Below are 23,036 nucleotides of genomic sequence, written 5' to 3' on the forward strand. Positions count from 1 at the left end.
CCAGTCACCTTTGTTCTTCAGGCCAGTATTCCAACTCTACCGTAAACACAGCGCCACGCTCAGCATTTTGGCCGCGAATGTTTCCTCCAAAACTTTGCACCAGCCCATAAGAAATGGACAGCCCCAGCCCCAGCCCTTCATCACTGCCAACTGACTTTGTGGAATAAAATGGATCAAACACTTTTTCCGGCTCTCTCAACCCAGGGCCGATATCCCGCACCTGAACCAATGGCCGATGTCCCGTTGTCACAGACAGGGTGATCTGGCGTTCTTCCTGATCGACCATGGCATCCGCAGCATTGTTGATCAGGTTCACAAACACCTGCCCCAGACGCACATCGCCTGCGCGCACATAGATCGCTTTAGAGAGCGTCGGGGGATGCCATTCCAGTTTGACGTTTAAACTGGCCAATCGGTTTTCGGTCAGCTCTATTGCTGTTTCCAACGTCTTGACCAAATCAACCCGCCCCATAGGCTCGTTTTCGTTCCGTGCAAAGGCTCTTAGGTTTTTGATGATCCGCGCCATACGAACTGCAAGATCGGAAATACGGCCCAGATTTTGCTCCGCTCGCTCTGCATTGCCACGCTCCAGATAGGCTGCACCATTTTCTGCAAATTGCTGAATGGCCATCAACGGCTGGTTCAATTCGTGGCTGATCCCGGCAGACATCTGTCCAAGCGCAGATAATTTACCCGCCTGAACCAGATCTGCCTGCGCCTGAATAAGCGCCTGTGTGCGCTCAGCGACACGCCGCTCAAGGTCCAGATTTGCCACCGCCAATGCGCGCCTGCGCTCAGTCGCCAGAAACAGCATCGCCCCAAACGCAAGGCACATGGCCGCCAAAGCTGCAGCCTGTAATGCCGCAAGCCTGCGCGCAGGGGCCACATCCACAAGTATTTCACCCGTCAGGTTCAAAACCGGCAAACGCACCTCCTGATGGAGCGCCATTGTTGGCAAATAAGGGCCAAGCCGAGTCTGCCAGATTTCATGCGGCCCAAAATGGCGCTTGTCGACATCAACCGCCTGCCCGTTTAGATTTCGCAACTTAGGCGCTGCGCCCGCGCGTTGCCAAAACAGCAATTCACGACGATTGGATATATAGATCTGATTGTCCGAGTTCGTGAAAAACACAGCAGGCAAAGACCCCCGCCACGTTTGTTCAATGTCTTCAACATCAACAACGACAACCAGCGCGCCTCTCACCTTGCTATCTGCAAATACAGGAGCCGCAAAGAAATAAGCCCGCCTACCGTCCCGCCTTAGCACAGCATGTCCGTTGCCCAGCGCGCCCTGCAACGCACGGCGAAAATAAGGCTCTTCCTCAACGTGATCATGCGTAACACCCCGCGCAAAGGCTTGTACCTGCCCATGTTCATCCGCATACATCAGATCCAACGCTCCGGTCTTATCGCCAACAGATTGCAACAAACGTTGTACCCCTGCGGTGGCTGCCTCAGTGTCAAATCCTCGTATCAGCGGATGATCCGCCATTAAAACCGCAAGCTCCTGATAGACCTGAAACTGACTGCTTACCCGATCCGAAGCCAGTTCAAGATCCGCAGCGCTGCGCAACGCCAAAGCATCAAGCGCCTGACGATACCCGTAGGACCAGACCAAAGAACTGACCACAGCAACCGCGCAGAGGTAGCCAACGACAATGGACCAACGATATGTGCGGGCTTTGATCATCTATCGCGCTTTACATCCCTCTCTTTGCATTTGCGAACCGTCATGCCAGTAAGACTGCATGCAAACTCTTATTCAATCGCCCACAGATCCCGCCTTTGTTCAAGACCCATACCCGTTTTACGTCAAAGCACGTCAACAGGGGCCGCTCCAGTATTGGCAAGATTACGGCATGATTGCAGCTTTTTCTCATGATGCTGTTCATGCATTGCTACGGGATCGCCGGTTTGGTCGTGAAATACCACAAGAATTGCGAAAGCCCAGCGCTGCGCACCTGGCCCCTTTTCTAGCCGTTGAAGCACATTCGATGCTGGAGGCTGAACCGCCACGCCATACACGACTGCGAAAACTGGTCATGCGCGCTTTTACATCGCGTGAAATAAAATCCCTTGAAACTGGCCTGCAACAGCTTTGTCACCAACTTATTGATCAATTCCCGGACCGGCCTTTTGATCTGCTCGACGCCTATTGCACACAGGTTCCAGTCATTGCTATCTGCAGATTGCTTGGCGTGCCGGAACAGCACGCGCCAGACCTTTTGAATTGGTCTCACAAAATGGTGGCGATGTATCAGGCCTCCAAAACGGTGGAAACCGAACATGCTGCAGCACAAGCCTCAACTGAATTCACCGAATTCCTGAAGCGCTACATCGATCAACGTCGATCCGATCCAAAAGACGACCTGATAACACGCCTGATCTCGGCAGAAGAAGAAGGCGATAGCCTCACCACGGATGAACTGATCGGTACCTGTATTTTATTGCTCAATGCAGGACATGAGGCCACGGTGCACGCTCTTGGCAATGGGATAAAAACCCTCCTGCAGCATGGTTGGGACAGCCGCTGGTTTGACCCGGATCATATTGACAAACTGGTCGAAGAGATCCTGCGATTTGATCCGCCTTTGCACATGTTCACCCGCTATGCCTATGAAGAGGTCGATCTATTTGGCCACAGATTCCAGCGCGGCGACCAAGTCGCGCTTATGCTGGGGTCAGCCAATCGTGATCCTGACGCTCTGGATGATCCAGAAGATTTTGACCCAACGCGACGCCCGCGCATCAATACGTCCTTTGGAGCAGGGCTGCATTTCTGCGTCGGCGCACCACTGGCCCGCTTAGAGATGCAAATCGCCCTTCCCATTCTATTTGAACGCTGCCCCGATCTACAGCTAAGCGCACCACCAAAGTTCAGTAACACCTACCATTTTCATGGGCTCGCAGAATTGTTGGTGACAGTATAATACGAAGGCAACATCACGATGCTGTCGCTTTACAAGGGCAGCATCGTGGTTGATTTCAACTCTTCCATCGACAACAGCGCCGTCACATTGTGCACACGGACCTCGCTGATAAGCGCCTGATAAAATTTATCATAGGCGCGGGCATTTTGAACGCGGACCTTCAAGATATAATCGATATCTCCCGCCAAGCGATGGGCCTCTTGCACTTCTGGGCGCTCCCGCAGAGCTTGCAGAAATTTCGCCTGCCAATGCGCTTCGTGCTCTGAGGTGCGGATCAAAACAAAGAAACACGCCTCATACCCCAACGCTTCCGCATCCAGCAAAAAGGTTTGCTGACCGATAATACCAGCGTCCTTCAGTTTACGGATCCGATTCCACACTGGGGTCTTAGAACTCCCCACTTGGCGCGCAATTTCGTCTAAGGATTGCCCCCCATCGCGCTGCAGTTCTGCCAAAATCTTCCGATCTGTCGCATCAATCCGCACTGACATTCCTATTTCTCCTTGCAGTTAGAACATCGCCACTGAAACAAAACCACTGCAGGAACAATGATCCTTATTTGCTGCAGCCTATAGCGAATATGCGGGAATATTTCCTATATCTAAGGGCAAGTCAAACGCAACGAAGGCAACGCTATGTCACCTGAGACCGAGACACATTCCAAGACATCCGCACGCACGCCTGCGATGCAATGCTGTCTGATCGCTGGTCAGGTTGCTTTTGTCGGCTCTGGCCCTGGCGACCCTGATCTTCTGACAGTAAAAGCACTCAAGGCGATCATTGGTGCAGATGTTATTCTGTTTGATCGTCTGGTCAGCCAAGAAATTCTAGATCTTGCTGGCCCAGAGACCCGTATGGAAAATGTCGGCAAAGAAGGCTTTGGCCCTCAGGTCAGCCAAGATGAGATCTGCGCTCGTCTGGTTGAACACGCCCAAGCCGGTCTGAAAGTGGTCCGCCTGAAATCCGGTGATCCCACCATTTTTGGTCGCCTGGACGAAGAGCTGACCGCCTGTGATGAAGCCGGTATCAACTATCAGATCCTGCCCGGAATTACGGCAGCCTCTGCAGCGGTCGCAGGCATTGGCCAAAGCCTGACCCAACGTGGACGCAACACATCTGTTCGGTTTGTGACCGGACATGACATGAAAGGCTTTGCGGATCATGACTGGGCGGCTCTGGCCCGCAAAGGTGAAGTCGCCGCGATCTATATGGGCAAGAAATCCGCACGCTTCGTACAAGGTCGCCTGATCATGCATGGTGCAGATCGTGCAACCCCGATCACCATTGTCGAAAACGCCTCACGCGCCGATCAGCGCGTGCTTGAAACGACGCTGAACCGTCTGCCGCAAGACCTTGCCGACGCTGCTTTTGACGGTCCAGCCCTCACCCTCTTTGGTCTTGCACCTCGTGACGGCGCAGCCATTCTGAACGATTTGAAAATGGAGCTTGCATAATGCCACGCCCTTTCACGCCCAAAGTCATCACAGCCAACGATCTACTGGAAGGTGATGTGATTTACTTCACAACTGCAAACACTTGGACGCGCCACCTAAGCGAAGCTGAGCTGATCACCGATGAAGCAGAATCTCAGCTGCGCCTGCTGGAAGCTGAAAAGCAAAACCTGACCATCGTTGGTGCTTATCTTGCGGATGCAAAAGCCGGTGAAAACGGCCCAGAGCCAACGCATTTCCGCGAAGATTTCCGCCGTAAAGGCCCGTCCAACTATCGCCACGGCAAACAGGAGGCCGCAGCCCATGTATAAGTACAACGACTTTGACGCCGCCTTTTTGGCAGAGCGCAACGCACAGTTTCGTGCTCAGGTCGAGCGTCGCATCGATGGGTCTTTGACCGAGGATGAATTCAAACCTCTGCGTTTGATGAATGGCCTTTACCTACAGCTGCACGCCTACATGCTGCGCGTGGCGGTCCCGTATGGTACAATGAACCCAACGCAAATGCGTCAGTTTGCCCATGTGGCAGACAAATGGGACAAGGGTTATGGCCACCTGACCACCCGTCAGAACATCCAGTTCAACTGGCCAAAACTGCGCGATGTGCCAGATATGCTGGATTCACTGGGTGAGGTTGGCATTCACGCCATCCAGACCTCAGGCAATACAATCCGCAACACCACCGCGGATCACTTTGCCGGTGCAGCTGCCGATGAAATCGAAGATCCCCGCCCCTATGCGGAACTGATCCGTCAGTGGTCTACAGATCACCCCGAATTCCAGTTCCTGGGCCGGAAATTCAAAATCGCAATCACCGGCAGCGAAACAGACCGCGCCGTAACCAAGGCCCATGACGTAGGTCTGCGCATGGTGCGTCGCGACGGTGAAGCGGGCTTTGAAGTCATGGTTGGTGGCGGCCTGGGCCGCACGCCGATGATCGGCAAAGTGCTGCGGGATTTCCTACCGCGCGAAGATCTGCTGCCTTACCTTGAAGCTGTCCTCAGCGTGTACAACGTTCTGGGCCGCCGCGATAACAAGTACAAAGCGCGCATCAAGATCACCGTGCATGAGAACGGCATCGATACCTATCGTGAGATGACCGAAAAAGCCTTTGCTTTGCGCAAAGCGGAATTTGATGGCACAGATCAAAAGCTGCTGGCTGAGATCAAAGAGCATTTCGCCGCTCCCACATTCCGCCATGGTGCAACGGATCGCTTTGACAGCACGTATGGTTCTGATCCGGTCTTCCGCGCCTGGGTAGATACCAACCTGTCAGCCCACCATCAGGACGACCATGCGGTTGTAACGATTTCAGTGAAAAACCACGGTCAAACGCCCGGTGATATCACATCCGAGCAGATGCGTGTGGTTGCAGATCTGGCCGAAGAATTTGGCTACAACGAACTGCGCCTGTCACATGAGCAAAACGTGATCTTGCCGCATATTCACAAAAATGACCTGCCCGCGATCCACGCGCGTCTGCGTGCAGCGGATCTCGCAACAGCGAACGTTGGTCTAATTTCGGATATCATCGCCTGCCCCGGCATGGATTACTGTGCGCTGGCAACTGCGCGTTCGATCCCTGTAGCCCAGGAAATCGCAACACGGTTTGACGATCTGAAACTGGAACATGAAGTGGGCGATCTGAAAATCAAAATCTCAGGCTGCATCAACGCCTGTGGTCACCACCACGTGGGCCATATCGGCATTCTCGGACTTGATCGGGCGGGTGTTGAAAACTACCAGATCACGCTGGGTGGTGACGGCAGTGAAAATGCCGCCATCGGAACCCGCACCGGCCCTGGTTTCTCTTATGATGAGATCGTTCCAGCTGTGGAACGCATCATCAAAGCCTATCTGGAAGTCCGCGACAGCGCTGAAGAACGCTTCATCGACACCTATGGTCGTGTCGGCATGGAGCCCTTCAAAGCAGCGCTGTATCCGGACGCTGCAAAAAAGGTGGCATAAGTCCCATGTTTGGCACCACAGACACGCCTCTTCACAGCTTGCAGGCCAGCGCGGACAACGCGCTGGCGGATAAGGTCGCTGCGCTGAACACGCGGTATCAATACCATTCCGCGACGGCTGTCATGGAAGGCGCATTGATGCAAGACGGCGCAACCGCGCTGGTCTCCAGCTTTGGTGCGGAATCTGTGGTGTTGTTGCATATGGCAGCCGTCATTGATCCTGCGACAGCTGTGATCTTTGTCGACACTGAACTCTTGTTCGCTGAAACTTTGGTTTATCAAAGCGAAATCTGCGAACGTCTGGGCCTGCGCAACGTGCAGATCAGACGTGCCGAAGATATCGCACAGAAAGACCCCTATGGCGCGCTGCGGTTTACGGATAAAGATGCTTGTTGCGCTCTGCGCAAAACCCGCCCTCTGCAGGCAGCATTGAAAGGGTTTGACAGCTGGATCACTGGTCGCAAACGCTTTCAATCTGGCAGCCGCGCCGCCCTTGATTTCTTTGAAGTCGAAGAGGGCACCGGGCGGATCAAGGTCAACCCATTGGCGCACTGGACACCAGATGATGTCAAAGACTACATGGACGAAAACCGGTTGCCACGCCACCCTTTGGTGGCAAAGGGCTACCCCTCGATTGGCTGTGCGCCCTGCACTTCGCCAGTCAAAGAAGGTGAAGATCCCCGCGCTGGACGTTGGCGGGGCGAGAACAAAGAAGAATGCGGCATCCACGTGAAGGATGGCAAATTCATACGCACAGGAGCGTAATGAGATGACTGTAATCGTAACAGATACCGGCTTTGCTCAAGATGACTGGACCGGCGGTTTTGACAACGCAGACGTTCTGGAACTGGCGTCTGATGCCGACCTTTCAACACTGGAGCTGAACTTGGCAGCACTGAAACTGGTGCGGATCAACTTTCCCAGCTTTGCAGATGGGCGCGGCTTTACACTGGCGCGCCAGTTGCGTTTAAATGGCTACACTGGCCGTTTGCGCGCACAGGGTCACGTTCTGGCAGATCAATACGCCATGGCCCGCCGCTCTGGCTTTGATGAAGTCGAAATCGACGCGGCACTGGCAGAACGCCAGCCCGAAGACCAATGGCTTGCTCGCGCAAACTGGCAAGCTCATAGCTATCACGCCCGCGTGCGCGGTTCTGCCGCCTAAGCCAGCTAAGCCACTCCACCGGCGTAGTCAGCCTGCATTGCAAAGGCTGCATAACAGGTCCGCTCTTGCGGGCCTTTCCCTGCGCCCCCTCAAAGAGTAATCATCGGCTTAGGGTCTCCTTCCCCCTCGCCGTCCTAAGATACGAGATAACGCCCGTGACTGAAGCAGCAGTACAAACACAACCCAAAGTGCCCGCCTTGCCTGACGCGCAAACCGTAACCGAAGTGAAACATTGGACCGACCGCCTGTTCTCGTTCAAGGTGACACGTCCGGCCTCGCTGCGGTTCCGCTCTGGTGAATTTGTGATGATCGGCCTGATGGGCGATGTGAACGAAAAAACAGGCAAGCAAAAACCATTGCTGCGCGCCTATTCTATCGCGTCCCCGTCATGGGACGAAGAGATGGAGTTTTACTCGATCAAAGTACAGGATGGCCCGCTGACGTCAAAACTGCAGCATATCAAAGCAGGGGATGAAATCATCCTACGCCCCAAACCTGTGGGCACGCTGGTACATGATGCGCTGATCCCTGGAAAACGCATCTGGTTCTTTGCCACTGGCACCGGCTTTGCGCCGTTTGCATCTCTGCTGCGTGAGCCTGAAACTTATGAAAAGTTTGACGAAATCATCATCACCCACACCTGCCGCGAAGTGGGTGAGCTGACTTACGGCGCCGAGCTGATCGAAAGCCTCAAACACGATGAGCTGCTGAACGAGGTCATCGGTGAAGGCTTCTGGAAGAAGATCAAATACTACCCCACCACCACCCGTGAAGAGAGCCCCAAGATGGGCCGCATCACCGATCTGATGAAATCAGGTGAAGCCTTTGCGGATCTGGGTGTTGCACCGTTGAACCCGGAAAGCGATCGCGCGATGATCTGCGGCAATCTGGCGTTCAATCTTGAACTGAAAGAAATGTTCGAAGAATACGGGCTGGAAGAAGGCGCCAACTCCAAGCCTGCGCATTTCGTTGTGGAAAAAGCTTTCTTGGATTGATCCAGGCTTATCCTAAAAATATCAAAGCCGATCCCAATTGGGATCGGCTTTTTCATGTTCAATGCGTTCTTTTTTGCAAGCCTCTTAAAGGCCAAGTGCGGCTTTCACCTGATCCAGTGCGATCTGCACCAATTCAGGATTGTCACGTGCTTGTGTGACGGCCGTATTCAAAGCAGTCTTTTGCAAGGCACCAAGATCAGAGGCATTGATCATTTCAAGGATCTTATCTGCATCAAACCCTTCTGGTGTCAGGACATTTGCAACAGTTTCTGCCACGGATCCAACGCCCAGCGCTTCAGTTGCCTCTTCGATGGTCTCCTGCGCCGTTTCAGTCACAGCCTCTGCCGCTTGTTCAACAGTGTCCTGCAGCGTTTCGGTGACAGCTTCCTGTGTCTCCTCGACAATCTCAGACACCGTTTCAGATCCTTCGCTTAGCGCTTCTAAGCCGTTCTCAACCTGTTCTGTGATCTCTTCAACGGCTCCGTCGACAACGCCCTCTGCCGCCTCTTCAATGGTCTCAACAACTGTAGGCTCTTCAGCTGTCTCCACGCTCTCTTCCACTGGTTCAGCAACGACCTCTTCCGGTGTAGCCGTGACAGGTGGCGTTACCTCTTCCGACACAGCCACCGGTGGGATCACCTGAGCAGGTTTAATTTGAAAATAAACGACAGCGCCGACCACAATGACGGCAAGACCGACAATTACAGTTGGTTTCATGGGTATCTATTCCTCTCAAGCCAGATCAAACGCCGCAAGGAACATCCAAGACGATCGCTTAACCTGCTGTTTACACATGCCCTTGGCTTTTCCCTCTCCTCAAGGGGAAATCTTCGGCTTCAGAACCCCGGCATCCTCTCGCCCGTTTCGGGCTATGAACTTTGCAAATCTTCGCCCAGATCATCCGCCTCTCGCATTGCGGCAATTAAGCCGCCTTTTCCAAAGAGCGAGCAGCAGGAGAGCAAACACAGCTTGAAAAGGTCGTAAAGCCCAGTCATACGGTCAAACGACTTGAATCAGCGGCCTTCACCCTTTAGCGTGCAGGCACTTTTTTTGAACGACAGAAGGATAGACGTCATAGCACGCCGCCCCCACAACGCACCGCCACAACGTGACACCGGTCCACGCATCAATGAAAAGATCCGTGGCTCAGAAATCCGCCTGATTGGCGCCGAAGGTGAAAACGTTGGTGTTGTGCACCCTGCCAAAGCCATGCAGATGGCAACAGACGCTGGTCTTGATCTGGTTGAAATCTCACCAAATGCAAACCCGCCAGTCTGTAAAATCATGGACTATGGCAAGTTTAAATACGAACAGCAAAAACGCGAAAGCGAAGCGCGTAAAAAGCAAAAGACGATCGAAGTCAAAGAGGTTAAGTTCCGCCCCAACACGGACACCCACGACTATGGCGTCAAAATGCGCAATGTGGTTAAGTTTCTGGAAAATGGCGACAAGGTGAAAGTGACCTTGCGCTTCCGTGGTCGTGAAATGGCACACCAAAATCTGGGCCGCGAGCTGCTTGAACGCGTCGCAGAAGACATCAAAGAATTGGGCAAAATCGAAAACATGCCCAAGATGGAAGGCCGCCAGATGGTCATGATGATCGGTCCCTTGCCGACAAAATAAAAACCACAATCTGTGATTTTTTCAAAAACCTCTCCTTTGTGGGAGGTTTTTGCGTATTTGCTCTCTTCCGTTACCAAGCCGGTAACCAATTTTCTTTATATGAGAATGTGAACGATTACCGGTGTCCTATGAAAACCCTAACAGAACTTCAAAACACAGCTTTCCTGGCAATTGGCCCTAGCCGTATTGCCGCGCTTTCTCTGCTGTCTCTGATGGGAGGGCAGAACAACGTCGCGCAAGCGAAGAATGTTTTTGATCTATCTGTCTCTCGGCTCGAAAAAGCGGAAAAAATGCTTCGGGATCAACTTCCTGAATTTCTCACTCAATTGGAACACAAATTTCCAGACGCGCTCGAACAAAAGCGCATGGATGCATTGGAAACCTTGCAGCCGCTGATGCATCTCACGCATAAACATCAAGACATCAACACCCTTCCTCAGGTCACGGAAGAATTCCGGCAACATTGCCTGTTTGTCATGGAACCCAGTGTTTCCGCCTTTCTGCTGGAGATGACGACACATTTGCTTGAAACGCAGGCAGACCACGACAAAAACCGCGAAAAGGAGATGATGCAGGCGATCTCAAATGCAGAAAACGTCGGACGCAACATCCAACTGATCGCATTCAATGCCTCAATCGAAGCCGCACGAATAGGTGACATGGGGAAAGGCTTCGCCGTGATCGCAACAGAAATTCGTGAGCTGTCTGGCAAAACACAAAACCTACTGGACAATATAGCAGGGTTTTTACGAAGCTAAGGACGAGATCAAAGGTCAATTTCATGCAAATTAAGGGAAAATTTGCCATGAATTGACCCCATTTGACTGCTAATTTAAGCACTCGTGTAAACCGCTGAACACATATCGTGAAGGGGCCGCGTTTCCCTTCACTAAGCGCTAGGTCAGGAGATCACAGTTGCAAATCACAGCCGTGACCTGCATCAAAAACGAAGGCCCGTTTCTGCTGGAATGGATCGCGTTCAACCGTGTAATCGGTGTCAGTGATTTTCTTATATATTCGAATGACTGTGATGACGGCAGCGATCATCTGCTGGATGCGCTTGCCAGCCGTGGCATTGTACATCACCTGCCTAATCCAGCCACAGGGCGAAAATACCAGATGGAAGCGCTCAAAGACGCGCCCAATCACGCTATTGTAAATCAGGCAGACTGGATCTGGATTGCAGATGTGGATGAGTTTTTGAACATCCACATCGGACAAAACCGGATACCCGATCTGATAAACGCCTGCGGCACGCCCAACGCCATTTCTATCCCGTTCCAATTTTTTGCAAATGACGGCGTTGAAAAGTTCCAAGATGACCCGGTGATCGCCCAGTTCACGCGCAGTCATGACCCGGATATCTGGAATGGTGATCCAGCTATCGAAGTCAAAACCCTCGTCAGGGCTGATTTTCCGCTACAATATTACGGCGCTCATCGGCCTTTTCTACGCAGGGGAACAAACACTACAGACAAGCCAAGCTGGACAGATGCTGCAGGGCGTGAGGTACCACATCGTTTTCTCGTTGCTGTGGATCCAGCACATAAACGTAAATTCCCAGCCAAAGGCGCACGCACCTTTGCAACGCTCAATCACTACGCTTTACGTTCGCTTGAAAGCTATCTGGTCAAAAACGATCGGGGAGACGTAAATCGCGAGCATCGGGCTTTTGACGACAGCTATTGGACAACCCGCAACGATGCGGCTTGGACAGATCCTTCAATTCACCGCTACCTTCCTGCGTTAAAGAAAGAAATGTCAGCTTTATTGGCAGACCCAAAGACCCAAAGCCTCCACCAGGCCTGCGTCGACGCTCATCGCGCTAAAATCACAGCATTGCTGCAAAAGCCAGACTTTGTTGCCATGCGCGAACAACTAAAAACAGCTCCGTCGCTACCTCCTGCTGAAATCAGCTTCATAAAGAAATGGGGCCTCACGACATGACCCTCAAAGTTGTAAATCTCGGGCTTCCAAAATCAGGAACATCAACATTGGCACGCGCCCTCCGCGAAGCAGGCTACCGGGTGGCAGATCATCGGCTGCGCGAACGTGAACGCGATGAACCTGGCAAAAGACGTGTATTTGTGGCAGAGCTTCTTTATCGTGGATATTACAAATCCGGCGATCCAATGCACTACATGCAGCGCTACGAAGCCATTTCAGAAATGAATTTTATGCATGGCAAAAAATCCATCTGGGCACAGTGCGACTTTATGCTGTTGCGCCGCCTGAAACAGTTTTACCCCAATATTAAATTCATCGCCACCCGGCGAGAACCCGAAAGCCATTCGCGTTCTATCATGAACTGGAACAATCTTGGTACCAAACGCCTTGGCCAATATCCGGTACCCGGTCTACCGCCTGGATTTGGGTCGACCACAGATCAACAAATTCGTTGGATCAGCGCCCATCACGAAACGCTCAATCACTGGTTTCGGGATGATTCCGATTTTCTCGAAGTTGATGTTGCAGATCCCGATGCACAGTCAAAAATCGGCAAATTCCTTGGTCGAGACTTACCCTGGTGGGGGCGTGAGAACGCCAACCCAAATCCTTCGGAAAATTGATGAAAGTTAATCTGCACATCGGGTTGGAACGCTCTGCAACAACCGTGGTTCAACGCCAACTGGCGCACAACCGCGCGCGCTTATCTGACTCTGGCATTCTCTATCCGGAAAGCCCCGGCGCGCTAAACCATATTCGCCTTTTCATGGCCGTCTCAGACCCAGATGCTGTGTGCAACCTGCGCGCAAATCGCGGCTTTGCCTCTCCTGCGCGTCAAAGACAGCTGAGAGAGGCCTTGCAAGACAAGCTTGCGCAAGAGCTTTCATCGACAAAACCAGATGTTTTACTGCTCAGCGCACTCCAGCTTGGCACCTGTTTGCACCGGGAAAGCGAACTGGTGCGGCTCAAAGATTTGCTGTCTCCGTTTGCAAGCGGATTTAAGATCATCGCCCATGTAAGCGACCCCGCCCATATGCTGCGAAACCACTACGCAGAACAAGTACTTGAAGGGCGCGCTGCATCCTTGGCGCGGGACCTTGATCTTGTTGGTGAAAAAGACTGGCGGGCTGCCTGCCTTGCAACATGGCACCAGATGACACCTGCACTTGGACAATACTCAGAGGTGCAAGGTGCCCCCTTTTGGCTCGACTTCTCGGCGCTTGCCGCACAATGGCAAAGCGTATTTGGGCAAGACGCAGTAGAATTCCACCGCGGCCTTGGCGCACGCACGCTCAACGCGGAGGTTCGCCAAAACCTCTGTCGCCCCCTCATTAGCAATCTGGATCTCATCGATACTGATCCGGCACTGCCGGATCTCCCATCCGCCGCATGGCTCTCCCGCGCGCGGCAAATCAACACACAGCTGTTGCAGATCACAGCCCAGCGTAAAGAGGCGTTTCCCCGCAAAGACTGGCGCGCGCTTCTTAGCAAGGTGTCCGTAGCAGGCGATGCAATGGACATGCATGGCCTAACTGTCATTTCAAAGGCGTTTCACAGCGCCAATCTGGCCTTTGCGCAAGCGCATAAAACCCTACCTGTTGAAACCTTCGATTATACAGAATCACCCCGCCCCTGGCAGGAAGCCGATCCAACCCAAGGGTTTAGGCCAACCCCGTATGTCATGGCTTTCCTCGACGGGATCAGCCCCCCAAAGTCCCTAAAACAGATCGAGATTTCAGAACAGGCCCGCGTGCTGATGTCGCCTTTGGCGCAGAAAAATCATGCGCATTTGCAGGGAACGCCGCTCAAACCACACAACAAGCTGGGCACCGTCGACGAAACCAAAGCCGCGCCACAATATACTGTGATGCCCACGCGCAAGCTGCCTTCTGAACAATCTGGCCGGGTTATCGTCGGATGCATGAAAAACGAGGCGCCCTATATCCTTGAATGGATTGCCCATCACCGCAGCATTGGCGTCGATAATTTCCTGATCTACACCAATGATTGTACCGATGGCACAGACCAACTTTTAGATCAATTGCAACACCTTGGCATTGTTCAACATCGGCGCAATGACAATTGGAAAGGCAACTCTCCTCAGCAATACGCGCTCAACCAGTCCTTAAAAGAGCCGCTGATCAAAAACGCGGAATGGATCATTCATATTGATGTGGATGAATTCATAAACGTGCGCTGCGGCAACGGCACGCTTGATGACTTCTTTGACCAGACACCAGATGCGACCCATGTCGCCATGACCTGGCGATTGTTCGGTCACAACAATGTAAAATCGCTGAACAATGAATTTGTCACACAGCAGTTTGACCACTGTGCCCCCAAATTCTGCCCCAAGCCTCACACAGTCTGGGGCTTTAAAACGATGACAAAAAACATTGGGGCTTATGAAAAAATCAGCTGCCATCGCCCCAACAAACTGATCGAAGAAAAACGCAATCAGATCAAATGGGTCAATGGTTCAGGGCGTGACATGACCCGCGAGGTGATCAACAAAGGCTGGAGAAATTCACGCAAATCTATCGGTTACGACCTTTTGCAGCTGAACCATTACGCGTTGCGTTCGGCAGAAAGCTTCCTGATCAAACGCCAGCGTGGCCGGGCCTTGCATGTGGATCGCTCTATCGGGCTAAACTACTGGATCCGCATGGATTGGAACGACCACCAAGATATCACCATCCAACGCAACCAAGCGCGCCTCGCTGCTGAATTTGGCGCACTAATCGCTGATCCAACTGTCCAGGATCTACATCAGGCAGGGTGCCAGTGGCATGCAAAAAAAGCAGCCGAGCTGCAGAATACCCCAGAATTTTCCGAACTGTATAAACAGATCCAAAAGATCAAACTGACAAGCCTTGAACGGGCCTCATACGCCTTAGCGTTGGACATGGAGAGCTGATCCGCTAAAAAAAGAGCGATGGTATCAAGTTCAAAGAGCACCGAGTGACCCGATTTCTTGCAATACTGACCGTGCGCAACGAAGGCGCATTTTTATTGGAATGGCTGGCCCATCATCGGGCCGTTGGCTTTACTGATTTTCTTGTTTTTTCCAATGATTGCGAAGATGGCACTGATAATATTCTCGACCGGCTGGATGATCTTGGCCACCTCACCCATCTGCGCAACGATGGGCCTCATGAAAAGGGGCGCATTCAGTTTGATGCATTAAAGCAGGCCGACCGGCACAAACTGGTCAAGCAGGCAGACTGGATCTTGGCACTTGATATTGATGAATTTGTGAACATTCATGTGGGGGATGGTCAACTGGCGGATCTGTTGCAGGCCCTGCCCGACGCAGATGCAATCACCCTGACGTGGCGTTTGTTTGGCAATGCGGATCAGGTCCGCTACCAGCCAACACCCGTGACGGATCTCTTTACCCGTTGCGCCCCGGAAATTATTCACTGGCCATGGCGCGCAACCATGTTCAAAACGCTTTATCGCAACAGCGGCGTGTATCGCAAAACCGGGGTGCATCGTCCGCGCAGCGTCAAAGACCCCAGCCTGCTCGACGGCTACCGCTGGTTTGATTGCGAAGGGCGCGAACTGGGAGAGGCCTTTAAAACCAAACGGGTCTTTTCCAACTACGGTCAGCCCAACTACCGTTTTGCACAACTCAATCACTACCCCCTTGGCGCGATGGAAAGCTATGTCCTGAAAGCCGATCGCGGTCGCGCTGTTCATACCCAAGACCAGCTTAGCCTCGATTATTGGGTGGAACGCAACTACAATATGGATCAAGATCTTTCGATCCACCGCTATCAAGCCGCGCGTGATGCAGTGATGCAGCTACTGGCCGAAGACGCGAAATTACAACGCCTGCATGACAAAGCGGTCAATTGGCGACACCGGCAATTTCGCTCCTTGATGATGAAAGAACCCGCACGCGCGCTGTTTTCAAGACTGATGATGACCCCACCATCCCGTGCTATAACCGCCGTAACAGCCCAAACGCTAAGCGGGTTTGCGACCATGGAACGCCACGACGCAGGCATAAAAGACACGCTCTGACAACAGTTTACCCCACCCCATCGGGAAAGCGCCCGCAAAGCGGCCTGAGTTTTTCCCAATTTGGCCGCATTCGACGCTTATCCGTTACCCAAGACCATCGTGCGTAGAATTCGCAGGAAACTGAGGACTAAGGACATGCAGAACGGCATCGATTCTCTGGACCAAGATCTGTCCGGCCTGAAACCAAAAGCTTGGCGCGCCAAATTGGCTGAGCTGACCGAAGCACATGGCCTATATCAGGATCTTGGCGCACGGCATTTTGCAACCTTCGTGGATCACGGCAACACCCTGTTGGTGACTTTTGAAACAGTGCAAGGCATTCAAAACCTCTCTGAACAGGCGCTGCCGTTGGGGTTTGATCTGGTGCGCAACCAAGGCTGGTCTCATCTGTGTCTGGTCTCAAATGGCGATACATGGTTTCGCGATGAAAACGTCTATACATTCTTTGATCAGCTCGACGATGATGGCTTTTTTGAAGAGTTTGACAATGTCCTCTTTTACGGCGCAGGTCCGTGCGGCTATGCGGCCTCTGCCTTTTCCGTCTCAGCACCCGGTGCAACTGTTCTGGCCATTCAGCCACAGGCCACACTTGATCCGCGTATAACCGAATGGGACGACCGCTTCACCGAGATGCGCCGAACCTCATTTACTGATCGCTATGGCTATGCCCCTGAAATGCTGGATGGCGCAGCAAAAGCCTTTGTCATCTACGACCCTTATGAACCCCTGGACGCGATGCATGCCGCGCTTTTTGCACGGCCCAATGTCACGCGTCTCCGCATGCCCTTTATGGGCACTGCCATTCAGACCCGCCTGATTGAGATGGAAATACTCTACGCACTCATGGCAGATCTGGGGGCTAACACCCTGAGCGAAAGCGCATTTTACAGACACACGCGTGCGCGTCGCAATAATGGTGGCTATCTCAAACGGCTGATGGCACAGCTTGATCATCAAGACCGTCCCTATATGGTTGCCCTCCTGTGCCGCAATGTCACCTCTCGCCTGCGGGCCCCCCGTTTTCGTCGTCGCCTGCAAGGGTTGCAGAAGCGGTCTCAAGCCGGGGAATTCCCCTGGCCCCCAGAGGCGAAAAAGGCAGACGATAGCGCTCAATAAGCGCAGATGGCACCCCCCATCTCAAAAGATTCGCTTGAAGGAAAGCAACGCGAACCCGATAGGGTTCACCCCTTGAACAAAAGGGAAACATCTGCCACACCTCAGGCATGGCAAAAACATCCTTTTCTTGCTCCGCATGTGGAGCCTCGTTTTCCAAATGGTCCGGCCGGTGCGAAGGCTGCGGTGAATGGAACACCATTACCGAAGACAAAGGCCTCTCTGCTGGCGGGCCCGCAAAAAAATCACTGGGCGCAATGCGCGGCAAACGGCTGGAACTCAGCGATTTGGCAACCCAGGAAGCCCCGCCCCCGCGCACGCTTTCCGGTGTCGGAGAGCTGGACCGCGTCCTTGGCGGGGGGCTGGTTGCCGCTTCAGCCATTCTGGTGGGCGGCGATCCCGGTATCGGCAAATCCACCCTTTTGTTACAGGCTGCTGCGCGCTTTGCCCGAAACGGGCTAAAAACCATCTATATCTCGGGCGAAGAGGCTTCAGCGCAGGTGCGTATGCGCGCACAACGGCTGGGCCTGTCCTCTTCCCCGGTGCTGCTGGGCGCAGAAACCAATCTGCGCGATATCCTCACCACGCTTGAAGCCGAAAAGCCCGAACTTGCCATTATCGATTCGATCCAGACCATGTGGTCTGACACCGTAGACAGCGCGCCCGGCTCAGTCAGTCAGGTGCGCGCGGCGGCCCATGAACTCACCACATTTGCCAAAACCAACGGGATTTCCATCGTTATGGTTGGCCATGTCACCAAAGAAGGCCAAATTGCTGGTCCGCGTGTTGTGGAACACATGGTCGACACGGTGCTTTATTTCGAGGGTGAGCGCGGCCATCAGTTCCGAGTTCTGCGCGCGGTGAAAAACCGCTTCGGCCCAGCCGATGAAATTGGTGTTTTTGAAATGACCGGTCGCGGCCTGGCTGAGGTGACAAACCCTTCTGCCCTGTTCCTGTCAGATCGCGGCGACCCAACGCCGGGATCTGTTGTCTTTGCGGGGATCGAAGGCACCCGGCCAGTTTTGGTTGAGATGCAGGCACTCGTTGCCCCCTCCCCTCATTCCCAGCCACGCCGTGCCGTAGTGGGGTGGGACAGCTCGCGCCTTGCAATGATCCTGGCCGTTCTCGAAGCCCGTTGCGGCGTGCCGTTTGCCGGGCTTGATGTCTATCTGAATGTCGCAGGCGGTATGAAAATTTCAGAGCCAGCCGCAGACCTTGCAGTTGCAGCCGCCCTGCTCAGCGCACGCGAAGATACCGCATTACCTAAAGATACCGTAATTTTTGGCGAAATTTCTCTCTCAGGAGCCCTTAGACCGGCGCCACAGGCAGAAAACCGGTTGAAAGAAGCGCAAAAACTTGGTTTCTCCGCAGCTATTGCTCCAAGTGGCGGCAAATCCGTAACAATACCGGGCCTCTCTTTAAAGAAAGCCAGTGATTTGGTCGGATTTGTTGGCGAATACTTCGCAGCAGGATAAGGTCGCAACAAATTTTGTGCAGGATACAGGCGAAGGTCTATGGAAGATTTCACCATTGTTGACGGGGTCGTCGCCCTCGTGATTGTTGTTTCAGCGTTGCTAGCCTATTCGCGTGGTTTTGTGCGAGAAGCCATGGCGATTGCAGGTTGGTTTGCCGCCGCCATCTTGGCTTTTATGTTCGCGCCCCAAGCCGAACCATTGATGGCAGAAATTCCCATCGTCGGGGAATTCCTTGCGGACAGCTGCGAATTGGCGATCATCGCCGCATTCTTTGGCGTGCTTGCATTGGCTCTTGTGGTTGTGTCTTTCTTCACGCCGCTATTTTCAAGCCTGGTGCAACGCTCGATTTTAGGCGGGCTTGATCAGGGCGTCGGATTTTTCTTTGGCGTCTTGCGCGGCATCCTTTTGGTCGCCATCGCCTTCTTCCTTTATAATGTGGTCATGACAGGACAAAGCTTTGAGATTGTCGATGACAGCCGCTCTGCCGCTGTGTTTGACCGCATGATTGGCAAAATCGAAGAGCGTAACCCAGAACAGGCTCTGGGCTGGGTCACTCAGAAATACGAAGAATTGATGGCGCACTGCGAACTCTAACGCCACTCTCTTTGACATAATCATGAAAGGCGCCCTTTGTGGCGCCTTTTTTATTTCGGCCTCGCTCTTCGCCGCACTCTGCCCTCATCAGCTGTCACTACACGAATCTGTTACGAATCGTGTTCGCAATTTTGTTCCGATCCACGAAAACACAAGGGAAATCAAGTAACCTTTGTTAATTTTTCCTAAATTTCCGGCCGAATTGGTTAACAATCATGGGGAAAACACCTCGTTTTTCCCTAAAATTGCATAAATTCCAAATTGGCCGCAGGTCTGCCCCATTTTCGGCCCAATTCGAGCCGCACATAGGATCAACAACACGAGAGCACAGGCTCACAGGCACATTCTCAGAAGGGACGGCATCATGCTTCTGGATCACACCACAGCGTTTTCAGACTATCAGCCCGCTGATTTCATGGCAGATTTTCCATTTTCACAAACCGCAGATCTGGTGAAATCCCGTGTCCGTCCAAAAACTGGCGGCTTCCTTCCCGCAACTTTGGTTGAAACAGACGCAGGCTTTGTTCAGGCCCGCAGCCTGAAAGCAGGCGACAAGGTTTACACCTTTGACGGAGGCACCCAAGAGGTGCGCCGCGTTAAGCATTCCGTACCACGTCTGACCGCAATGATGCATGTGCCCGCCGGTGCCCTGGGCAATGATCGTGATCTGAACATGCCTGCTGATCAACTTGTTGCTCTGGATCTCGACGCCGCTGAAATGCTCTTTGATATGCCTGTTGTTGTTGCCAAACTCGTCTCTCTGGCGGGCTACAAAGGCATCACCCCAGCCATGCCCCAGCGTTTGGCACGTGTACATCTGGAATTTGAAGAAGAAGAGCTGATCTGGTCCGAATGTGGCATGCTACTGCATTCCGGTAGCACAACCGAAGAAACCGCATTCTATCAGCTTTCCCTCACCGAAACGCGCAGCCTTGTGACAAAAGAAACAGGTCAAATCCTGCCCCGCAGTGATGCAGACGTTCTGCCTTCTGCCCTCAACGACATTTTTCGGGACACCCCCACAGTCCCACCGCTGGCAGCTTAACCCCACCCCACTTCCCTGCCAGTTCCTCCCCACCTACAGGCCCGCACTCGTGCGGGTCTTTTTTTATGGGCAAAGATCTCTGCAGAACAAAATGCGAATTCGTGATCCTTTGATGACAGCAGGCGATATTCCCATTATGTGGGGGCCAACCACTGTGCAAATGGATTCGGAGCCCGCTGAAATCGCGATGCCGATCATGAAACACCATACCTATGCCGCTCCCTATGCGCGGCCCTGCAGCTCATATGATCAAACCGAGCGCATAACCTGAATACAGGGAATGCACTGGTCGGGTCTCGGTTCTGCAGAGCGGATAGATCCCATCCATTGCTTTTCCACAGACACGCGCATCCTCTGATCTTTTGGGGATGACACAACAACAAAGACGACCTGCGCTGCCTGCTGAAAAGGGCACGCCTCACTGGAATTGGAGCCACTTTATGTGCGGGATTTTGGGTATCGCAAACAAAAGCAGCGATGTGTTTGCGGAAATCTATGATGGGCTATTGATGCTCCAGCATCGCGGTCAGGACGCCTCTGGCATCGTGACCCACACCGGCGAATTCTTTCGCGAACGCAAGGCCAACGGTCAGGTCAAAGACGTCTTTAATGCCAGCGACGCCGAAACCCTGACCGGGAAAATCGGCATGGGCCATGTACGCTACCCCACTGCGGGCTCTTTAAGCGCCTCCGAAGCACAGCCGTTTTTCGTGAATGCACCCTATGGCATCTATCTGGTGCACAACGGCAATATCACCAACACGGCTGAACAACGCGAAAAGGTCACTGCGAAATATAGCCGTCATCTGCGCACCACCTCAGACTCCGAAATTCTGCTGAACGTTCTGGCCGACAAAGTCGCCGACGCGATGAAAGTGAACGGCAATGCTGATCCCATCCGCAACATCTTTGCCGGTGTAAAGATGACGATGGAACGTGTTCAGGGCGCCTATTCCGTGATCTGCATGATCGCAGGCGTCGGTCTTCTGGCCTTTCGTGATCCCAATGGCATTCGCCCGCTTTCAGTCGCCCAGCGTGAAGGCCAGGACGGGCTGGATTACGCCTTCGCTTCAGAAGATGTCGCCTTTGATATCAATGGCTTCTCCAAAATTCGCGATGTCAAACCCGGCGAAGCCATGCTGGTAGATCTGGACGGTAACCTACACGAAATTCAGGCCGTCGAAGGCAAGCTAACGCCCTGCATCTTTGAATATGTCTACCTTGCCCGCCCCGATTCCATGCTGGATGGCATTTCTGTCTATAAAACCCAGCTGCGTATGGGGCAGACCCTGGCAAAGCAAATCCAAGACTCTGGTCTGGAAATTGATAGCATCATCCCAGTGCCGGATTCAGCGCGTCCCGTGGCCTTGGAAGTGGCAAACGCAACCGGCATTCGCTACCGCGAAGCCTTGGTGAAAAACCGCTACGTGGGCCGCACCTTTATTATGCCCGGTCAGCAAGAACGCCAGAAATCCGTGCGCCGAAAACTGAACGCCATCCCGCTGGAAATGAAAGGCCTGAATGTACTGTTGATCGATGATTCCATCGTGCGCGGCAATACAATCACCAAAATCGTCCAGATGTGCCGCGATGCGGGTGCTAAAAAGGTCTATATCGCCTCTGCGTCTCCACCTGTGAAATACCCAAATGTCTATGGCATCGACATGCCAACCCGTCATGAGCTGATCGCCCATGGCCGCGAGATCGAAGAAATCCGCGAGGAAATCGGCGCAGACGCTCTGATCTATCAAAAACTGGAAGATTTGGTCTGGGCTGCACACGAAGGCAACAAAGAGATCGAAACCTTTGATTGCTCTTGCTTTGATGGCAACTACATCACCGGCAATATCACCGAAGATTATCTAAATGGTCTGGAAAACAGCACCCGGGTGAGCAAGAAAATTGAAGACATGCCAGCGCAAGGGGCCTCTTGGAACAGCGCGGCAGCTGGCTAAAATCTGATTTGCGGTTTGATCTTGCGGGATCAGACGCGTAAGAGAGCCACGATTAACTCTACGCAAAGGCGCTGATCTCGGATCTGCGCCTTTGGTGTCTCGACCAAAGGACCCCAGTTTGGACCCACATCTTTTGCGTATCCTGAACGCATCGCGCAAATGCCGATGCTGTGGGGCCACCTTTGCCGAACTCCTCAGCCTGTCCTGTGATCGCCCAGACATCTGCTCGGAAGATCTGATCGTGCAAGACAACTCCGCTATTGTAGCTGAAAACGGCGATATCCTCACCGAGGATTTTTGCCGCCTAGGAGAGCTGTATTTTATACGCGCAATCCTGACGTTCCCCGTCGCCAACAGCGCCGGCGCGGAATTTGTGTTGGGCACCTGGGCCAATCTGCCGGTTGAAGATTTTCACACCTATCTGGCGATATTTGATGGCCAGGAAGAGGAATTGCCACCCAAACGCCCAGTCTGGCTGGCAAATGTCATTCCTCTGCATGAAGGCAAACCAGCCGCCTGCACTCTGGTGATGCGATCAGAGGGACAGTATCCCGAATTGGACATCGCCGAACCGGGACATCCGCTGAATGAGCTGCAAAACCGGGGGCTCACCTTTGAAGAGCTCTTGGGCATGCTCCACAGCTATGGCCACGATATTCCCTCTCTGGTCTATGATTCCTAAAGAATTTGTCCCTGAAAACCCGTTGTACAGAGACGCGGCAACCTGCCTCTTGACCCCACCGCGGC

At 53.1% G+C, this 23,036-nt stretch carries 23 protein-coding genes; 20 read left to right on the top strand and 3 right to left on the bottom strand.

The features are described 5' to 3' along the window. Positions 1-4: 4 nt before the first annotated feature. Positions 5-1,690 carry a sensor histidine kinase gene (locus tag BLP79_RS09060; RefSeq protein ID WP_090218309.1) on the bottom strand — a complete coding sequence of 562 codons (1,686 nt, stop codon included), beginning with the start codon at positions 1,688-1,690 and terminating at the stop codon, positions 5-7. 58 nt (positions 1,691-1,748) lie between these two features. Between BLP79_RS09060 and BLP79_RS09065 the strand changes: the two genes are divergently transcribed. Beyond that, positions 1,749-2,930, top strand: coding sequence for a cytochrome P450 (locus BLP79_RS09065; protein WP_090218311.1), 1,182 nt, complete (start codon positions 1,749-1,751; stop codon positions 2,928-2,930). 29 nt (positions 2,931-2,959) lie between these two features. On the opposite strand, the gene BLP79_RS09070 is transcribed toward BLP79_RS09065, so the two are convergent. After that, positions 2,960-3,421, bottom strand: coding sequence for an Lrp/AsnC family transcriptional regulator (locus BLP79_RS09070; protein WP_090218312.1), 462 nt, complete (start codon positions 3,419-3,421; stop codon positions 2,960-2,962). Between the two features lie 195 nt (positions 3,422-3,616). Here BLP79_RS09070 and cobA point away from each other — a divergent pair, with 195 nt between their 5' ends. The 6 genes from cobA (at position 3,617) to BLP79_RS09100 (ending at position 8,508) form a co-directional block, all read left to right on the top strand. Next, the gene (cobA, locus tag BLP79_RS09075; RefSeq protein ID WP_232716230.1) at positions 3,617-4,384 is read left to right on the top strand and encodes a uroporphyrinogen-III C-methyltransferase; all 768 of its coding nucleotides are present in this window, start codon (positions 3,617-3,619) and stop codon (positions 4,382-4,384) included. Further along, entirely contained in the window at positions 4,384-4,692 is a 309-nt protein-coding gene (locus BLP79_RS09080) for a DUF2849 domain-containing protein (RefSeq protein WP_090218316.1), read from the top strand. Before cobA ends, BLP79_RS09080 begins: the two co-directional genes overlap by 1 nt. Continuing rightward, positions 4,685-6,349, top strand: coding sequence for a nitrite/sulfite reductase (locus BLP79_RS09085; protein ID WP_090218318.1), 1,665 nt, complete (start codon positions 4,685-4,687; stop codon positions 6,347-6,349). Before BLP79_RS09080 ends, BLP79_RS09085 begins: the two co-directional genes overlap by 8 nt. A 5-nt stretch (positions 6,350-6,354) precedes the next feature. Continuing rightward, positions 6,355-7,113 carry a phosphoadenylyl-sulfate reductase gene (locus BLP79_RS09090; RefSeq protein WP_090218320.1) on the top strand — a complete coding sequence of 253 codons (759 nt, stop codon included), beginning with the start codon at positions 6,355-6,357 and terminating at the stop codon, positions 7,111-7,113. Positions 7,114-7,117: 4 nt separating this feature from the next. Further along, positions 7,118-7,513 carry a DUF934 domain-containing protein gene (locus BLP79_RS09095; RefSeq protein ID WP_090218321.1) on the top strand — a complete coding sequence of 132 codons (396 nt, stop codon included), beginning with the start codon at positions 7,118-7,120 and terminating at the stop codon, positions 7,511-7,513. A 146-nt stretch (positions 7,514-7,659) separates the two neighbouring features. Continuing rightward, complete coding sequence (locus tag BLP79_RS09100; protein ID WP_090218747.1) at positions 7,660-8,508, top strand: ferredoxin--NADP reductase; 849 nt, start codon at positions 7,660-7,662, stop codon at positions 8,506-8,508. Positions 8,509-8,592: 84 nt separating this feature from the next. Here BLP79_RS09100 and BLP79_RS09105 read toward each other — a convergent pair whose 3' ends face one another. After that, positions 8,593-9,225: a hypothetical protein gene (locus tag BLP79_RS09105; RefSeq protein ID WP_090218323.1), complete on the bottom strand. Its 633-nt coding sequence runs from the start codon at positions 9,223-9,225 to the stop codon at positions 8,593-8,595. Positions 9,226-9,558: 333 nt separating this feature from the next. Between BLP79_RS09105 and infC the strand changes: the two genes are divergently transcribed. The 13 genes from infC to BLP79_RS09170 all read left to right on the top strand — a co-directional run bounded on the left by infC (position 9,559) and on the right by BLP79_RS09170 (position 22,971). After that, positions 9,559-10,131 (top strand): translation initiation factor IF-3, encoded by a 573-nt coding sequence (gene infC, locus BLP79_RS09110; RefSeq protein ID WP_232716178.1) that lies wholly within the window; start codon positions 9,559-9,561, stop codon positions 10,129-10,131. Positions 10,132-10,259: 128 nt separating this feature from the next. After that, entirely contained in the window at positions 10,260-10,889 is a 630-nt protein-coding gene (locus BLP79_RS20165) for a methyl-accepting chemotaxis protein (protein WP_090218325.1), read from the top strand. 157 nt (positions 10,890-11,046) lie between these two features. Then, entirely contained in the window at positions 11,047-12,078 is a 1,032-nt protein-coding gene (locus BLP79_RS09120; RefSeq protein ID WP_090218326.1) for a glycosyltransferase family 2 protein, read from the top strand. Beyond that, positions 12,075-12,701, top strand: a complete 627-nt coding sequence (locus tag BLP79_RS09125; RefSeq protein ID WP_090218328.1) for a sulfotransferase — start codon at positions 12,075-12,077, stop codon at positions 12,699-12,701. Before BLP79_RS09120 ends, BLP79_RS09125 begins: the two co-directional genes overlap by 4 nt. Continuing rightward, the gene (locus BLP79_RS09130) at positions 12,701-14,995 is read left to right on the top strand and encodes a glycosyltransferase family 2 protein (RefSeq protein ID WP_090218330.1); all 2,295 of its coding nucleotides are present in this window, start codon (positions 12,701-12,703) and stop codon (positions 14,993-14,995) included. Before BLP79_RS09125 ends, BLP79_RS09130 begins: the two co-directional genes overlap by 1 nt. A gap of 44 nt (positions 14,996-15,039) precedes the next feature. After that, entirely contained in the window at positions 15,040-16,107 is a 1,068-nt protein-coding gene (locus BLP79_RS09135; protein ID WP_090218331.1) for a glycosyltransferase family 2 protein, read from the top strand. Between the two features lie 135 nt (positions 16,108-16,242). Beyond that, entirely contained in the window at positions 16,243-17,223 is a 981-nt protein-coding gene (locus tag BLP79_RS09140; protein ID WP_090218333.1) for a phosphoadenosine phosphosulfate reductase, read from the top strand. A gap of 107 nt (positions 17,224-17,330) precedes the next feature. Beyond that, a complete protein-coding gene (gene radA, locus BLP79_RS09145; RefSeq protein WP_090218334.1) occupies positions 17,331-18,695 on the top strand; it encodes a DNA repair protein RadA in 1,365 nt (454 codons plus the stop codon). Positions 18,696-18,734: 39 nt separating this feature from the next. Next, positions 18,735-19,289: a CvpA family protein gene (locus BLP79_RS09150; protein ID WP_090218336.1), complete on the top strand. Its 555-nt coding sequence runs from the start codon at positions 18,735-18,737 to the stop codon at positions 19,287-19,289. Positions 19,290-19,653: 364 nt separating this feature from the next. Continuing rightward, a complete protein-coding gene (locus BLP79_RS09155; RefSeq protein ID WP_090218338.1) occupies positions 19,654-20,334 on the top strand; it encodes a Hint domain-containing protein in 681 nt (226 codons plus the stop codon). 91 nt (positions 20,335-20,425) lie between these two features. Next, complete coding sequence (locus BLP79_RS09160; protein ID WP_139163188.1) at positions 20,426-20,605, top strand: hypothetical protein; 180 nt, start codon at positions 20,426-20,428, stop codon at positions 20,603-20,605. 169 nt (positions 20,606-20,774) lie between these two features. Continuing rightward, positions 20,775-22,289: an amidophosphoribosyltransferase gene (gene purF, locus BLP79_RS09165; RefSeq protein ID WP_090218342.1), complete on the top strand. Its 1,515-nt coding sequence runs from the start codon at positions 20,775-20,777 to the stop codon at positions 22,287-22,289. A 118-nt stretch (positions 22,290-22,407) separates the two neighbouring features. Next, entirely contained in the window at positions 22,408-22,971 is a 564-nt protein-coding gene (locus BLP79_RS09170; protein WP_232716176.1) for a DUF2199 domain-containing protein, read from the top strand. Positions 22,972-23,036: the final 65 nt, after the last annotated feature.

Source organism: Epibacterium ulvae (assembly GCF_900102795.1).
Lineage (GTDB): Bacteria > Pseudomonadota > Alphaproteobacteria > Rhodobacterales > Rhodobacteraceae > Epibacterium > Epibacterium ulvae.

Coding starts and splice junctions, on each gene's coding strand:
- cobA (WP_232716230.1), top strand. CDS start 3,617: ATGCAATGCTGTCTGATCGCTGGTCAGGTTGCTTTTGTCGGCTCTGGC.
- BLP79_RS09080 (WP_090218316.1), top strand. CDS start 4,384: ATGCCACGCCCTTTCACGCCCAAAGTCATCACAGCCAACGATCTACTG.
- BLP79_RS09105 (WP_090218323.1), bottom strand. CDS start 9,225: ATGAAACCAACTGTAATTGTCGGTCTTGCCGTCATTGTGGTCGGCGCT.
- BLP79_RS09160 (WP_139163188.1), top strand. CDS start 20,426: ATGCGAATTCGTGATCCTTTGATGACAGCAGGCGATATTCCCATTATG.
- BLP79_RS20165 (WP_090218325.1), top strand. CDS start 10,260: ATGAAAACCCTAACAGAACTTCAAAACACAGCTTTCCTGGCAATTGGC.
- BLP79_RS09155 (WP_090218338.1), top strand. CDS start 19,654: ATGCTTCTGGATCACACCACAGCGTTTTCAGACTATCAGCCCGCTGAT.
- BLP79_RS09150 (WP_090218336.1), top strand. CDS start 18,735: ATGGAAGATTTCACCATTGTTGACGGGGTCGTCGCCCTCGTGATTGTT.
- BLP79_RS09070 (WP_090218312.1), bottom strand. CDS start 3,421: ATGTCAGTGCGGATTGATGCGACAGATCGGAAGATTTTGGCAGAACTG.
- BLP79_RS09130 (WP_090218330.1), top strand. CDS start 12,701: ATGAAAGTTAATCTGCACATCGGGTTGGAACGCTCTGCAACAACCGTG.
- BLP79_RS09125 (WP_090218328.1), top strand. CDS start 12,075: ATGACCCTCAAAGTTGTAAATCTCGGGCTTCCAAAATCAGGAACATCA.
- BLP79_RS09065 (WP_090218311.1), top strand. CDS start 1,749: ATGCAAACTCTTATTCAATCGCCCACAGATCCCGCCTTTGTTCAAGAC.
- radA (WP_090218334.1), top strand. CDS start 17,331: ATGGCAAAAACATCCTTTTCTTGCTCCGCATGTGGAGCCTCGTTTTCC.
- BLP79_RS09060 (WP_090218309.1), bottom strand. CDS start 1,690: ATGATCAAAGCCCGCACATATCGTTGGTCCATTGTCGTTGGCTACCTC.
- BLP79_RS09085 (WP_090218318.1), top strand. CDS start 4,685: ATGTATAAGTACAACGACTTTGACGCCGCCTTTTTGGCAGAGCGCAAC.
- BLP79_RS09095 (WP_090218321.1), top strand. CDS start 7,118: ATGACTGTAATCGTAACAGATACCGGCTTTGCTCAAGATGACTGGACC.
- BLP79_RS09090 (WP_090218320.1), top strand. CDS start 6,355: ATGTTTGGCACCACAGACACGCCTCTTCACAGCTTGCAGGCCAGCGCG.
- purF (WP_090218342.1), top strand. CDS start 20,775: ATGTGCGGGATTTTGGGTATCGCAAACAAAAGCAGCGATGTGTTTGCG.
- BLP79_RS09140 (WP_090218333.1), top strand. CDS start 16,243: ATGCAGAACGGCATCGATTCTCTGGACCAAGATCTGTCCGGCCTGAAA.